Origin of the sequence: Rhizobium sp. rho-13.1 (assembly GCF_007000305.1) — a bacterium.
GTDB classification, from domain to species: Bacteria; Pseudomonadota; Alphaproteobacteria; order Rhizobiales; family Rhizobiaceae; genus Rhizobium; species Rhizobium rhododendri.
Map to the genome: position 1 here is coordinate 176890 of NZ_SCFL01000001.1, position 13695 is coordinate 190584.

Annotated in this window: 13 protein-coding genes and 1 tRNA gene; 8 read left to right on the forward strand and 6 right to left on the reverse strand. The window is 59.3% G+C overall.

Annotation, left to right across the window (positions count from 1 at the left end; all coding sequences use genetic code 11):
• Positions 1-82 precede the first annotated feature (82 nt).
• Positions 83-1198, forward strand: coding sequence for a sn-glycerol-3-phosphate import ATP-binding protein UgpC (locus EQW76_RS01110; protein ID WP_142822476.1), 1116 nt, complete (start codon positions 83-85; stop codon positions 1196-1198).
• 144 nt (positions 1199-1342) lie between these two features.
• On the opposite strand, the gene EQW76_RS01115 is transcribed toward EQW76_RS01110, so the two are convergent.
• From EQW76_RS01115 to EQW76_RS01125, 3 genes are all read right to left on the reverse strand, one after another.
• Entirely contained in the window at positions 1343-2257 is a 915-nt protein-coding gene (locus tag EQW76_RS01115; protein WP_142822477.1) for an ABC transporter permease subunit, read from the reverse strand.
• A gap of 7 nt (positions 2258-2264) precedes the next feature.
• Positions 2265-3149, reverse strand: a complete 885-nt coding sequence (locus tag EQW76_RS01120; protein WP_142822479.1) for an ABC transporter permease subunit — start codon at positions 3147-3149, stop codon at positions 2265-2267.
• Between the two features lie 96 nt (positions 3150-3245).
• Positions 3246-4604 carry an extracellular solute-binding protein gene (locus EQW76_RS01125; protein ID WP_142823578.1) on the reverse strand — a complete coding sequence of 453 codons (1359 nt, stop codon included), beginning with the start codon at positions 4602-4604 and terminating at the stop codon, positions 3246-3248.
• A gap of 348 nt (positions 4605-4952) precedes the next feature.
• Here EQW76_RS01125 and EQW76_RS01130 point away from each other — a divergent pair, with 348 nt between their 5' ends.
• The 6 genes from EQW76_RS01130 (at position 4953) to EQW76_RS01155 (ending at position 8837) form a co-directional block, all read left to right on the forward strand.
• Entirely contained in the window at positions 4953-5147 is a 195-nt protein-coding gene (locus tag EQW76_RS01130; RefSeq protein ID WP_142822481.1) for a hypothetical protein, read from the forward strand.
• A 137-nt stretch (positions 5148-5284) separates the two neighbouring features.
• A complete protein-coding gene (locus tag EQW76_RS01135; protein WP_142822488.1) occupies positions 5285-5560 on the forward strand; it encodes a hypothetical protein in 276 nt (91 codons plus the stop codon).
• A 134-nt stretch (positions 5561-5694) separates the two neighbouring features.
• Positions 5695-6381 carry a hypothetical protein gene (locus tag EQW76_RS01140; RefSeq protein WP_142822490.1) on the forward strand — a complete coding sequence of 229 codons (687 nt, stop codon included), beginning with the start codon at positions 5695-5697 and terminating at the stop codon, positions 6379-6381.
• A gap of 186 nt (positions 6382-6567) precedes the next feature.
• Positions 6568-8223, forward strand: a complete 1656-nt coding sequence (locus tag EQW76_RS01145) for a phosphoethanolamine--lipid A transferase (protein WP_142822492.1) — start codon at positions 6568-6570, stop codon at positions 8221-8223.
• A gap of 180 nt (positions 8224-8403) precedes the next feature.
• The gene (locus EQW76_RS01150) at positions 8404-8709 is read left to right on the forward strand and encodes an ETC complex I subunit (protein ID WP_142822494.1); all 306 of its coding nucleotides are present in this window, start codon (positions 8404-8406) and stop codon (positions 8707-8709) included.
• 51 nt (positions 8710-8760) lie between these two features.
• Positions 8761-8837: transfer RNA gene (locus EQW76_RS01155), tRNA-Arg, on the forward strand.
• 22 nt (positions 8838-8859) lie between these two features.
• On the opposite strand, the gene EQW76_RS01160 is transcribed toward EQW76_RS01155, so the two are convergent.
• The 3 genes from EQW76_RS01160 to EQW76_RS01170 all read right to left on the reverse strand — a co-directional run bounded on the left by EQW76_RS01160 (position 8860) and on the right by EQW76_RS01170 (position 11501).
• Complete coding sequence (locus tag EQW76_RS01160) at positions 8860-9309, reverse strand: PAS domain-containing protein (RefSeq protein ID WP_161991060.1); 450 nt, start codon at positions 9307-9309, stop codon at positions 8860-8862.
• A gap of 278 nt (positions 9310-9587) precedes the next feature.
• Positions 9588-10475: a cation diffusion facilitator family transporter gene (locus EQW76_RS01165; protein WP_142823579.1), complete on the reverse strand. Its 888-nt coding sequence runs from the start codon at positions 10473-10475 to the stop codon at positions 9588-9590.
• A gap of 351 nt (positions 10476-10826) precedes the next feature.
• Complete coding sequence (locus tag EQW76_RS01170) at positions 10827-11501, reverse strand: isochorismatase family protein (RefSeq protein ID WP_142822497.1); 675 nt, start codon at positions 11499-11501, stop codon at positions 10827-10829.
• A 329-nt stretch (positions 11502-11830) separates the two neighbouring features.
• On the opposite strand from EQW76_RS01170, the gene EQW76_RS01175 reads away from it, so the two are divergent.
• Entirely contained in the window at positions 11831-13669 is a 1839-nt protein-coding gene (locus EQW76_RS01175; protein WP_224128588.1) for a potassium transporter Kup, read from the forward strand.
• Positions 13670-13695 lie beyond the last annotated feature (26 nt).

The following is a 13695-nucleotide window of genomic DNA, read 5'->3' on the forward strand; positions in this document are numbered from 1 at the left end:
TCGCATCAGATTCTCCGAGGGCTGTCACCGTTCTGTTATGCAACGTGGTTAGCTCTCCGGCCATATCGGCAAGGAGTGTAGCATGGCAGAAATCCGCATCGAACAGGTCCGCAAGGCCTATGGCAGCAACAAGGTTGTTCACGGCGTGGATCTGAATTTTCGTTCCGGTGAGTTTGTCGTCATCCTCGGGCCGTCCGGTTGCGGCAAGTCCACCCTGCTCAGGATGATCGCAGGCCTCGAGGATATCACCAGCGGCGAGATCGTCATCGACGACGTGGTTGTCAATCAGCTGGAGCCCCGCGAGCGCGGCTGCGCCATGGTGTTCCAGAACTATGCGCTCTATCCGCACATGAACGTCGCGGCCAACATGGGCTACGCGCTCAAGGTTTCCGGCGTGCCAAAAGAGGAACGCGACCGCCGCATCAAGGAAACGGCGCGCATCGTCGGCCTCGAGGATTTTCTCGACCGCAAGCCGGGCGAGCTATCCGGCGGCCAGCGTCAGCGCGTCGCGATGGGCCGCGCCATCATCCGCGAGCCGAAAGTCTTCCTGTTCGACGAACCGCTGTCCAACCTCGATGCCAAGCTGCGCGTCCAGATGCGCGTCGAGATCCGCCGCCTGCACAAGCGCCTGTCAGCCACCTCCGTGTTCGTCACCCACGACCAGGTCGAGGCGATGACGCTCGCCGACAAGCTGGTGGTGATGTACAAAGGCAAAGTCGAGCAGGTCGGCACGCCCCTGGAAGTCTACAACAAGCCGCGCACCCGTTTCGTCGGCTCGTTCATCGGTTCTCCCGCGATGAACTTTCTCGAGGGCTCGTTCGCCGCAGACGGCACGCACTTCATCTTCGACGGCATTCCGATCCCGGTCGATCCGGCCATCGGCAGGGCCAATGCCGGGCGCGCTGCAGCCCTCGGCATTCGTCCTGAGCACGCCTACATGGTGCCGGTGGGGACGCCAGGCAGCATCCCGGCGACTGTCGATTTCGTCGAGGAGCTCGGCGCCGGTCGCGTCATCCACTCCGACATCAACGGCTCGAACTTCGCGCTCAGCATTTCCGACCATATCACCAGCGAAACCGGCCAGGAGATCGCCCTGCACCTGCCTGCCGAGCACATCCACCTGTTCTCCAACGAAACCGACCTGCGCCTCGACCTGCCGGAAACGGCACCGGTGCGGAAGCTGGAACTGGTCTCCTGATCTGACGTGAATTTATCAAGATGGTCTATCTAATGCCGTTGGAGCCCTACTCCAGCGGCATTTTCATGAGCAGTCGCGGGCGGGAACGAAAATGGCGGGCACGAGGCCCGCCATCATATTGGTCTGGGTCGAAGGGAAGTAGGCTTACTTCTCCGTGGAGATCAGCCCGCGCACGAACCAGCGCTGCATCAGGACAACGACAATCATCGGCGGCAGCATCATGATCAGCGTTCCGGCCATGGCGATATTCCATTCCGGTATGCCGCCGAAGTTCGGAACCAGCTTCTGCAGCGCGGTGCCGACGACGTAGCGGTGGGGATCGGTCGTCACCAGCAGCGGCCAGAGATATTGGTTCCACGCCCAAAGGAACATGATCGTTCCGAGCGCCGCCATGTTGGTGCGCGACAACGGCATCAGGATATCGATGAAGAATCGCACCGGACCGGCACCGTCCATGCGGGCGGCTTCCGTCAACTCGTCCGGTATCGTCAGGAAGAACTGGCGGTACAGGAAGGTGCCGGTGGCGGTCGCGACAAGCGGCAGGATCAGGCCCGGATAGGAGTTAAGCAGGCCGAAGTTCATCTTGAGCTCGACGCCGGTGAGGGTCTGGATGAGCCAGGTCACGCCGGTGACGTCCAATATGGTCTGGTACGGCGAGAGCACGTCGGCGGCGACGGCGTAGGTCGGGACGATACGGACTTCGAGTGGCAGCATGAGCGTTATGAAGATCATCCAGAACATCACATTGCGGCCTGGAAAGCGGAAGTAGACGATCGAGAAGGCTGTCAGCGCCGAGACGAGAACCTTGGCGGCGGCAACGCCAACGGCGACGATCATGCTGTTCAGCAAAACCGAGCCAAGGTTGGCGTTGACCCAGGCAGTCTTGATGTTGACCCAGAAATCGCTGCCGGGAATCAACGGCATCGGTGTCTGGTTGACATCGGTCAGGTTGTGGGTCGACGCGATGACGACCATGGCAAAGGGCGCTGCGGCGACCAAAAATCCTAGAAACAGGATCAGGTGCGTGAAGAAGTCCAATAGGGGGGTACGTTCGACCATGATTGCCTCAGCGGTAGTGCACGCGCCGCTCGATGAAGCGGAACTGGAAAATGGTAAGCAAGACGATCAGGGCCATCAATATGATGCTCTGGGCAGCCGCGCCGGAAAAATCGAGGCCTTTGAAGCCATCGGAATAGATCTTGTAGACCATCAGGTTCGTGGAGTTTGCTGGGCCTCCCGATGTCATGATGTCGATGATGCCGAACGAGTCCTGGAAGCTCTCGGTGATGTTGATGACGAGCAGGAAAAAGATCGTCGGTGTGATCAGCGGAAACTGAATGTCCTTGAAGCGCCGCATGACACCTGAACCATCCATGGCGGCGGCTTCAATGAGGGACCGGGGGATGCTCTGGAAGGCGGCGAGGAAAAAGATGAAATTGTAGCCGATGTATTTCCATGAAAACGCGGCGATGATGGATGCCATCGCATCGAAACCATCGAGGCCCGGATCCCAAAGCCCCGGCCACCAATGGTTCACCACGGAAATGATGCCGGCTTCAGGTGCCAGGATGAAGCGGAAGGCAAGGGCAAGCGCGGGCGCGGCAATTCCGTACGGCCAGATGAGCACGACCCTGTAGAACTTCGAGCCTCTCAACTGCCTGTCTGTCAGAGCCGCGAGCACGAGACCCACCGTCATCGACAAGCCGGTACTGATTGCCGCAAACACGAGACTGCGGCTGACCGAGTTCCAGTATTCGGCATTGGTGAGGATCGATCTGAAATTGTCGAGTCCGACGAAGATATTGCCGCCGCCCCAGGGCTGCTGCAGCGTCAGCGACCAGAAGACCGCCTGACCCGCCGGCCAATAGAAGAAGGTGAAGATGAGAAGGAGTTGCGGTACCGCGAACAGTATACCGATGGTCGACTTGTTGAATGTTGTTCGCTTTTCCATGATTTTTTCCGGCAGGCATCGGGCTCGAAGAACTGTGCTTCATGATAAAAAAGCGCCGTCCAAGGTTGGACGGCGCCGGTTTGCGAGCATTCGGTATCAGGGCAGGGTCTTGCCCTTGTAGGTCTGTTCGAAGCGTTCGAGGTTGGCGTCGCCGTTCTTGACGAGGTTGTCGATGCCTTCCTTGACGCTGACCTTGTTGGAGAAGATCGCCTGCATCTGGGTGCCGAATTCAGCGCGGATCTGCGTGAAGTTGCCGAGACGGATACCGCGGGTGATCGGCGTAGGCTCGGAGGCCGTCAGGCTCGCGATGGCGACTTCGCGGCCCTTGTAGGGTGCCTTGTCGTAGAAGCCGGTGGACTTCATGTAATCGAACCCCGACTTGGTAACGGGGATGTAGCCGGTGTTGGTCGACCAGAAGAGCGCGGTCTTCGGATCGTGGATGAAGTTGAGGAAGGCAGCCGCGGCCTTGTACTCATCCTTGGACTTGCCCTGCAGAACCCAGAGCGAAGCGCCGCCGACGAGCGAATTCTTGCGCTCGGTGCCGGCATAGACCGGAAGTTCGGCAACGTCCCAGGCCATGCCGGCCTTCTGGGTCTTGCCGACCGTGCCGTGATCGCCGACCGACGTCATGATCATCTGGCAATCGCCGGATGCGAAGGCCTGGACCATGTCCTGGCCAAGATCCTTGTTCTTGATCTTGATGAGACCCTGATCATACCAGCTCTTGAGGTCGGTCACGTACTTGACGAACAGGGTCTTGTTGACCGTCAGGCGGGCGTCGAGGCCGTCATAGCCGTTGTTCTTGGTTGCGATCGGCTGGTTGTGGATGGCAGAGAACTGCTCCATCAACTGCCAGCTCTCGTTGTTGGAGATGTTGATCGCCATCGGGCATTGGTAACCGGCGGTCTTCAGCGCCTTCATGTCGTCGGCTGCTTCTTCCCACGTCTTCGGTGCTTCCGTCTTGCCGATCTTGGCAAAGGAGTCCTTGTTCCAGTAGAGCAAAGCGGTCGAGGAGTTGAACGGGAAGGAGAGCAGCTCGCCCTTGGAGGTCGCATAGTAGCGGGCGATGCCCGGGAAATAGTCGTTCCAGTCGATCTTGTAGCCGTTTTCTTCCATCAGCTTGCCGGCAGGATAATACGCGCCCGACAGCATCATCGATGCCGTGCCGGCGTCATAGACCTGCACGACGGCCGGCTGCTTGCCGGCGCGGAACGCGGCAATGGTGTTCTGCAGCGTGGCGTCGTAGTTGCCCTGGCTGACGCAGGCGACTTCGTAGTCCTTCTGCGACTCGTTGAAGTTCTTGCACATCTGCTGGACGACGCGTTCTAGGTCGCCCGACAGGCCGAACCAGAAGTCGAACTTGACCGGCGCAGCGGCAGCCGGCAGAGCGAGCGACAGGCTGATCGCCGCAGCGCCAGCAGCCGTCAGGCAGCGCTTCACGCCCGGCAGACCCATATAATGATTGAGTTTGAACATAATCCCTATTTCCTTTTGATCGACAAGGCTGCAGGCCCCACGCAGCCCTTGGCAGCGGTTTTATAGACACGCTGTGTGACAGTTTATTGCGGGCAGATGTTGCGGCGCGAAATGGTTCTGGACAGGCTGTGACGCACCGTCGGAGAGACGATCGAAGGCGACCGGCAAGCACCGAAAATGACAAGGCATGATCGACTGCGCGGGCTCCGCTGCCAGCCACTGACCCTCAGCGCTCTGTCATGCACATTTTCGTGATCCCTGGAATAAGAAGGAACCCTTTGTAACTCTTTGCCGTTATGGCGTTGTGAATTCCAAATGAGGTCCAAAATGCGCAATTTTATTCTTGCTTCCGCAGTTGCACTGGCTGCAACCCTTTCGTCGGGCGTAGCTGCTCGTGCTGACGACATGTCCATGCGTCACAATATGCACGGCATGCACCAGAAGCATTGCATGATGAAGACGGTAAAGCACCGCGACCGCCACGGTCATATGGTCGTCAAGAAGATGCGCGTTTGCCGCTAAACGGCCGGCCAGTCGTTTTGATGGAAACCCGGTTGATGATAAGTCAGCCGGGTTTTTTTACGGGATGGGACGTGGTCCGTGACAGGATGTGCGATCCGCATTAGGATAGCCCACTAGCATTTTTAGGGAAAACCGACATGATAAATGTCCGCCAGATCGCCACCGCCGCAGTCTTCGGCGCTTCTATCTTACTCATGACCGTCGCTCCGGCGGCCTCGATGCCGATTTCTGGTGTGACTTCGGTGCAGACCGGCACCCCAGACGTCATTCAGGTCAGGAACCGCAGTCATCATCATGATCACCACCGGCGCGACCACCGCTTCCACGGCTGTGACGATTACTATGACAATAACGACCAGAGCGGCGTCCTCTTCAAATCGTTCGTAACCGGCACTTTGTTTCACGCCCGCTAGTCAAAAACCTGTCGCCCCGAGATATCCCAAAGTGTGCGAGATCTTCGATCTCGGTCAGCCTGTTTCCACCCCGGCGCCAACCTTTCGGAAAGGGTTGGCTGGGATAATGCCGCTCGCTAGTGAAGGAGCGGATAATGGCACAAAGGCGCAGCACGCGAAAACCAGCCCGCAGGACGGCCAAAAAGAAAAGCGGCGGCGGCGGAAGCATTCTGCCATGGTTGGCCGTTGCGACAGTGCTGGCGATTGTCGGATACGATCACTGGCAGTCCATCAAGCCTGAATTGACGACCCTGGCAAAGGGCACCGTTGCTGCACCCGTGGTAGCCGCCCTCCCGTCACCGGCTGCCAGGCCGCAGGCTCCGGCCGTCCGTGCCGTGGACAACAGCCCGGTTCCGCCAGCGCCCATTCCCGTCGCCATGCCCGTTCCGACACCGAGCCCGCAGCCGGCCTCCGCCTTGACTGCGACATCCGTCTCCGAAAGCTTCGGTCTTTGCGGCCAGGGCACGCATATCAACTGCGTCTTCGACGGCAGCACGTTCTGGGTCCGCGGCACGAGGATCCGCATTGCCGATATCGACACACCGACGCTCGGCCCCTCGCGTTGCGTCGAGGAAGAGCGGCGCGCCAATGCCGCCAAGCTGCGCCTTCTCTCCTTGCTCAACGCCGGCCCGTTTACGCTCCAGCCGGCATCGTCGACCACAGAGCCTGCGGGCACAACGCAGCGTCGCGTCCTGCGCGCCGGCCAGTCCTTCGGGGATACCCTGGTGCGCGAGGGCCTCGCCCACCGTCGCATGGACCGCCCTGTTTCCTGGTGCGCCTGACCTTCAGCTGGTAAGCAAACTTTATCCAGAGAGATAAGGCACGCTCTATTTCTGTGCACGTCCCGCCTGTTCAGGTAGCTGTCAGGAAACTCACCTAAGTGCCGCCGCTTTTGTGGGGTCTAGGGCAGTACCGATTCCGGGCGGCTTGCAGAAGTCGTCCCTGTCTTTCCATCTGGAGAAGATTTATTGACCGATCATGCCGGCGGGGGCGGGCGCCATTCATTCCGTCCACGAGTAGGCAGCGTCACGCTTTGCCTGTTGACGAGCCTCTACATCGTCCTTTTCACCAACTACACATTCTGGACGCGGGCTCACACCTACCTCTCGAGCGATCCTATCGCCTTCGTGGCTTTCGTCGTCGGCGTCTGCGCGCTGATATCGGCCGTGATGATCATTCCCTCGGCAAAGTACCTGATCAAGCCGGCGCTGGTCTTCTTCGTCCTGGTAGCCTCGGTATCGTCCTGGTTCACCGACCAGTTCGGAACGATCATTGATCGCGAGATGATCCGCAATGCGGCGGTGACGACCACAGCCGAGGCGGGGCACCTGATCACGGTAGGCTTTGCCACCCATGTGATCCTGACCGGCATCCTGCCGTCGCTTTTCATCATCTGGGTGCGGGTCCTTCATCGGCCGTTTCTCAGCAAGCTCGGCTATAATCTCGCAGTCATTGCCCCATGCCTTGCCATATTCGTGGTAGCCGGCCTTAGCTTTTCGCGCACCTACGCTGCCGTCGGCCGCAAGAACCCGGATCTCGTCCTGACGCTCAACCCCTTCGTGCCGATCGTCAGCGCCGTCAAATATCTCGTCGGCACGGAACGAGACCGTAACATCGTTGCCGCCCCCATCGGCACGGACGCGCACCGGACTGCGCCGGGCCAGAAGCCACGGGTCACGATCATCGTCGCCGGCGAGACGGCGAGGGCGCAGAATTTCTCGCTCGGAGGCTACGGACGCGATACCAATCCGGAATTGAAGAAGCAGGATATCGTCTATTTCCCCAACACGACGAGTTGCGGCACCGCGACGGCGACCTCGATCCCGTGCATGTTTTCCATCTACGCCCGCGCCGAGTACAGCCACCGCAAGGGACTGGAGACCCAGAACCTGCTGGATGTGCTTTCCTATGCCAAGGTCAACGTCACCTGGCTGGACAACGACACCGGCGCTTATGGCGTCGCCGACCGCGTGCCCTACACCTTCCTGCCGAAGGCGGCCGATCCGCGCTTCTGCAAGGACGGCGAATGCCTCGATGCCATCCTCCTCGACAAGCTCGACGACTACCTCGCCAACGCCAAGCAGGACAGCGTTCTGGTGCTCCACCAGCTGGGAAGCCACGGCCCTGCCTACTACCTACGCTATCCCGAGAATTTTCGGCGCTTCACCCCGGATTGCCGCGCTGCCGAGTTCGGAAGCTGCAAGCCCGAAGAGATTGTCAACGCCTACGACAATTCCATCCTCTATACCGACCACATCGTCTCGGAGGTCATCAACAGGCTGAAGGCTCATCAAGGCAACGTGGCGGGCGCGATGATCTACGTCTCCGACCATGGCGAATCGCTCGGCGAAAACGGCCTCTATCTCCACGGCGCACCCTATGTCATTGCCCCGGCGGAGCAGACGCGTGTGCCGTTTCTCGTCTGGCTGGCAGGCGACCTGCAGGCGTCTGCCGGCTTCGACATGGCCTGCCTTTTGGCCAGGGCAGGGGCGTCCTACTCCCACGACAACTTCTTTCACAGCGTGCTCGGCCTGATGGACATCGGCACCAAGGTCTATGACCCCGCCCTCGACATCTTCGCCAGCTGCCGGAAAAAGGTGGCTGGGGCGCCAAGTCCGGGATAGCGGCGGCGGCGCTGCGAAAGGCCAGCGCGGGCGTGTCGCAGCCTTCGCCTTTTTGCTTGAAAACAGAGGGATTCGCGGTTAAGCAAAGCCCAATGCCTAGCCGCGGACAGTGTTTGCGATATCATCTGCGGAACATAGACAGCAACGGCGGGAAATCCGCTCTTTCGGAGGCGAGCAGCGATGTCTGCAAAGATCTACCGTCCGGCGAAGACCGCCATGCAATCCGGCAAGGCCAAGACCCACAGCTGGGTTCTGGAGTTTGACCAGGAAAGCCCGCGAAAGATCGATCCGATCATGGGCTACACCTCGTCCGACGACATGCGCCAGCAACTGAAGCTTTCATTCGAAAGCCAGGAGCTGGCCGAGGCCTACGCAACCCGCAACGGCATCGAGTATCGGGTAATCCCGCCGAAGGAAACCGTCCGCCAGACTGTTTCCTACACCGACAACTTTCGCTTCAATCGCAACCAGCCCTGGACGCACTGATTCATCAGGCTCCGTTCGCCACGCTGCCATCTCAATGCAGCAAAAACATCCGGCCCCTTAGCTCAGCTGGATAGAGCACCTGCCTTCTAAGCAGGTGGTCGCTGGTTCGAATCCAGCAGGGGTCACCACTTTTTTCAGAATATCAGAATCCTAATGCCGCGTGACAGCCGCCGTAATCGGAGCCGCCTCTGGCAACGTCAGGCTGGCGACGGCGAGTTCCAGCAGTTGGCTGACGGGGTGGTTGTTGGCGCTTTCAGCGGCGTTCCGGGCGGTCTGGCACAGCCGCAAAAGTGCTGTGGAAGGACACTCGGGTGTCGCATTGCTCACTGGGAATATCATGCCGGCGTATTGGGATGGGGTGCCCGCGGGATCGCGGAAGCATTGGCCGTATGCAATCACCCGCGTCGTTTTCCCGTCGCCGTCGATGACCCTATAGGTTTGCTGATAGGGACTGCCGCTGATGATTTCCTCGTGGATCGCTCTCGCGACGGCACCTCGATCCTCCGCATGCACCTTTTCGATGAACCGCTCTATCGGCAGGCCACGTCTGACGCGATCGGCTGGCAGGTCGAATAGCTGAGCGACGCTGGCGCTGGCCATGATTGTATTCGTCGCGAGGTTCCAGGAGTAAGTTCCCGCTTCGCGGGTAGTCGGTCCCCTGGATGGTTCGAAATACAGTCTGCTCATCATGCCCCCGATATTGCAGCTCCAAGAATCAATATCCCAGATACAATTTATGGGCGAAGTTTCGCCATATACAAGACGTTCGAATATTCTAATTTAAATAATGTCAAATTTAGCATTTTGTAGGAGGGCATTCGAACGTCGTGGGCCACCGTGGTCCGCCTTCGAACACTGGAATGCTAGGGCGCCAGGCCTCAGATAACGATCACGCCCTTGTGCTTCGCCTTGTCTTCCGGCTCGACATGGATGGTCGTGATAGCGCCCGACACGGCTTGCTTCAGGGCGGCCTCGATCCTGTCGCAAATCGTATGGGCGTCGCCGACGGTCATTGCGGTCGGGACGACGAGGTGGAAGTCGATGAATGTGACGCGGCCGGCATGCCGTGTCCGCAGAGCGTGCGCCTCGAGAGCGTCGCTGGCATTGGCGGAAATCACCCCGCGGATCAGCGCAAGTTCTTCGGGCGGGGCGGCTTCGTCAAGCAGGCCGCTGGCGCTTTCGCGGATGACGCCCCATCCGCTCCACAGCACATGCAGCGCCACCAGCGCGGCAATGATCGCATCCAGCTGGATGATGCCGGTGAAGATTACCAGCGCCACGCCGATGAGCACGCCGAGCGAGGTGACGACATCCGCCATCAGATGCTTGCCATCGGCGACCAAGGAGGCCGACCGGTGGAGCTTTCCCTGGTTTATGAGGACGTAGCTCCAGCCGATGTTGAGGATCGTGGCGGCGGTGCTGACGATCATGCCGGTCCAGGGTGCATCGATCGGCTTCGGGGCGATGAAGCCATGATAGGCTTCGTTGAGAATGGCAATTGCGGCGCCGACGATCATTGTGCCGACCACTACGGCAGAGAGATATTCAGCCTTGTGGTGACCGTAGGGATGCTGCTCGTCCGGCGGCACCGCGGCTGCCTTGATAGCGAAAATGACGGCCATAGCGGTGACGACGTTGATGATGCTCTCCAGCGCGTCGGAGAACAGCGCGACGCTGCCGGTGATCCAGAACGCAGCATATTTAATGGCCAGCACGACGATGCTGACAACGAAACTGCCGAGTGCGATTTTCAGTGACCGGTCCATCAATTCCTACTCCGCCGGCAGCGCAATCCGGTCGTTGAGGTGACCGGTGCCCTGACAAAAGACGGAAAGCTCTATGAAAAACAACGGAAGATGCACTGCGCGCTGATGCGCGAGCGTCATACTGTGTTCCTGAAAAGCAATCCCCTGAGCCGAGAGATAAGAAAAGCGCCATCGGCTGTCAAGCCGCTAAAATGGCTTTTATCTAGTAATAAGAATGACTTGCAGGTAGATTGTGCGAATGGGAATGAGTTGCATTAAGCATGCAGCAACTCCTGCCACCTGCATGGCGTGTGGCGTCACACCCTATCAAGGCCTGGTCGGGACGGGCGCTGCTTCCAGCGCCCTCCACATTCAGAACGAGATCATGTCGATCGCCGTCAATGTCGTCTTGGCCGCGACGCCCGGTGCGTGTGTCATGTGCCACGCGACATATTGCTCGGCATAGAGTTCGGTCGACGACATAGCGTCGACAGGCAGGATGATGTTCATGCCGTGAAATGCAGCGTCGCTCGCGGTCGCAAGCACGGCTCCCTCGGATGCCGTACCGGTGACGATGACGCTCTTGATCCCCTTGGCTGCCAGGATCTTGTCGAGGTCGGTATTGACGAACTTGTCCGGGCCGGATTTGACGATCGCCTCGCCATCCCGAGGCGCCAGAACGGTGGCAATGTCGGCTTTGGTGCCGGCGCCTGCGAGGCTGTAGACCACGAGCATGCCCTTGGCGCGCGCCTCGGACAACAGCTTGGCAACCTTTGGAAGCGACTCTAGGCACCGGGGCTTGGTCTTGCTGTTGCATGGCCCCTTGGTCGGATCCTGCGCGCCATTGAAATCGAGAAGCAGCAACGCTGTTGTTGGCAGATCGACCTTCACCGGCTTGAGTTCGGGTGGAGACGGTACCTTCACCTCTTTCCAGGTATCGATGATCGTCTGCGCCGACGCTGCACCGGATAAGGCGACGTTGCAGGCCAGCGCCGCAGCGATCATGGCAGGGGTTGCGGTTTTACGTAATGTCTTCGATTTCCTCATTTACTTCTCCCGGAGCGGTTATCGCCGCTACTTTGACCAAGGATGAGGGGAATGTAACGAAAACTATACGTGAACGGGCTATCTGTGGACTTTGTCGAGTGGCATAAGAGACAAGCTTGCTGCAAAGTTGAACGGTAATGTTAGGCTCGGGCGTTCGAAAGAATCGCCGGCAGTAAAACATCAGTTGTCTTCGGCACATTTGATCGCCATATGCGTTGCCTCACCATCAACTTCGATGAATAGGGCTCTGAAGGGCCGGAGATACGATGACAGCCGTGCCGCGTGATACCTCCGCACCTGCCAAGGGCCTGCCGAGCATCCTGTTTCCGATGATCGGTTCCATCGGTGTCGTCTATGGTGATATCGGCACGAGCCCGCTCTACGCCTTCCGTGAGGCACTGCGACCCTTTGTCGAAGACGGCGTGACACGCGGCGAGATCCTCGGCCTCGTGTCGCTGATGCTCTGGACGCTGACCGTCATCGTGACGTTCAAATATGTTCTTTTCTTGCTGCGTGCCGACAATGACGGCGAGGGCGGCACGCTCTCCCTGCTTGCTCTGCTCGCGAAGAAATCGAGCCGCTACAAGAATGGCCTGCTGTTTGCAGCGCTGATCGGCACCGCCCTGTTCATCGGCGACGCGATGATTACGCCAGCTCTGTCGGTGCTGTCTGCCGTCGAGGGGCTGAAGCTGGTGACCCCGGTGTTCTCGACCTATGTGGTACCGATCGCCGTCGTCATCATGATCTTGCTGTTTGCCATCCAGTCGCGCGGCACGGCCACAGTCTCGCGCTTTTTCGGTCCTATCACCCTTCTCTGGTTCCTGGTGATCGCCCTCGGTGGCCTGTCGCATATCATCGAGTCCCCCTCCATTCTGACCGCACTCAACCCGATCCATGCCGTCCGCTTCATCGCCCATGCCGGGACGGTGGGGCTTGTCGTGCTCGGCGCCGTGTTCCTGACGGTGACGGGTGCTGAAGCGCTCTACGCCGATCTCGGACATTTCGGTCGCAAGCCGATCCAGGCTGCCTGGTTTTTCGTGGTCTTTCCGTCGCTGGCATTGAATTATCTCGGGCAGGGCGCATTGGTTCTGCATGACCGCGCCGCAGCCGCCAATCCGTTCTTCCTGATGTTTCCGGACTGGGCGCTGCTGCCCGTCGTCATCCTCGCTACCTGCGCAACCATCATTGCCAGCCAGGCTGTCATTACCGGCGCTTTTTCGCTAGCTCGGCAGGCAATCCACCTGGGTCTTCTTCCGCGCCTTGAAATCTGCTTTACCTCCGAAACCAACACCGGGCAGATTTACCTGCCGACCGTCAACGCCATCCTGCTGATCGGCGTGCTCGGGCTCATCTTCCTGTTCAGGAGTTCGGATTCTCTCGCCACCGCCTACGGCATCTCGGTGACCGGCGCCATGGTGGTGACGACCATCCTCTCCATCCAGTTTGTGCGTCTTTTCTGGAAATGGTCGCTGGCAACGGCACTTGCCGTTCTGCTGCCGCTGCTGGCGCTCGAATGTATCTTCCTTGCCGCAAACCTGCTGAAGATCACCGAAGGCGGCTACATTCCCGTGCTGATCGCCGGTGCACTCATCGTTATGATGTGGACCTGGCGAAAGGGCACCGGCCTGTTGAAGCTGAAGGCCGCCCGCAACGACGTCCCGCTGACGCAATTCATTGGCTCTATCGAGCGCAAGAGCAACCACGCGCCCGTCTCCGTGCCCGGCACTGCCGTGTTTCTCACCAGCTTTCCGGATCTGACCCCGAACGTGCTGCTCCATAACCTGAAGCACAACCACGCACTTCACAACCAGAACATCATCCTGACGATCAAGACCATCCCTCGACCGATGGTCCCGGAAGGCGAGCGCTACATCATCGAATCGCTGTCGAAGCGGTTCATGAAGATGGAATTGCGCTTCGGTTTCATGGAGACGCAGGATGTGTCGAAGGCCCTGAGCCTCTGTCGCAAGGATGGCTTCAAGTTCGATATCATGACGACCTCTTTCTACATCGGTCGCCGCAAGCTGGTGGGTAGCCCGACCTCCGGCATGCCGCTCTGGCAGGACCGATTGTTCATTCGCATGGCGGGCCTCGCGATCGATCCTTCCGATCACTTTCACCTGCCCAATAACCGCGTGGTCGAGATCGGCGAGCAGGTCATCATCTAGGACCTGCCCGTCAGACGATGTGGCAT

Coding starts and splice junctions, on each gene's coding strand:
- EQW76_RS01125 (WP_142823578.1), bottom strand. CDS start 4,604: ATGGGTCTGCCGGGCGTGAAGCGCTGCCTGACGGCTGCTGGCGCTGCG.
- EQW76_RS01130 (WP_142822481.1), top strand. CDS start 4,953: ATGCGCAATTTTATTCTTGCTTCCGCAGTTGCACTGGCTGCAACCCTT.
- EQW76_RS01150 (WP_142822494.1), top strand. CDS start 8,404: ATGTCTGCAAAGATCTACCGTCCGGCGAAGACCGCCATGCAATCCGGC.
- EQW76_RS01140 (WP_142822490.1), top strand. CDS start 5,695: ATGGCACAAAGGCGCAGCACGCGAAAACCAGCCCGCAGGACGGCCAAA.
- EQW76_RS01120 (WP_142822479.1), bottom strand. CDS start 3,149: ATGGAAAAGCGAACAACATTCAACAAGTCGACCATCGGTATACTGTTC.
- EQW76_RS01175 (WP_224128588.1), top strand. CDS start 11,831: ATGATCGGTTCCATCGGTGTCGTCTATGGTGATATCGGCACGAGCCCG.
- EQW76_RS01135 (WP_142822488.1), top strand. CDS start 5,285: ATGATAAATGTCCGCCAGATCGCCACCGCCGCAGTCTTCGGCGCTTCT.
- EQW76_RS01160 (WP_161991060.1), bottom strand. CDS start 9,309: ATGGCCAGCGCCAGCGTCGCTCAGCTATTCGACCTGCCAGCCGATCGC.
- EQW76_RS01115 (WP_142822477.1), bottom strand. CDS start 2,257: ATGGTCGAACGTACCCCCCTATTGGACTTCTTCACGCACCTGATCCTG.
- EQW76_RS01110 (WP_142822476.1), top strand. CDS start 83: ATGGCAGAAATCCGCATCGAACAGGTCCGCAAGGCCTATGGCAGCAAC.
- EQW76_RS01170 (WP_142822497.1), bottom strand. CDS start 11,501: ATGAGGAAATCGAAGACATTACGTAAAACCGCAACCCCTGCCATGATC.
- EQW76_RS01165 (WP_142823579.1), bottom strand. CDS start 10,475: ATGGACCGGTCACTGAAAATCGCACTCGGCAGTTTCGTTGTCAGCATC.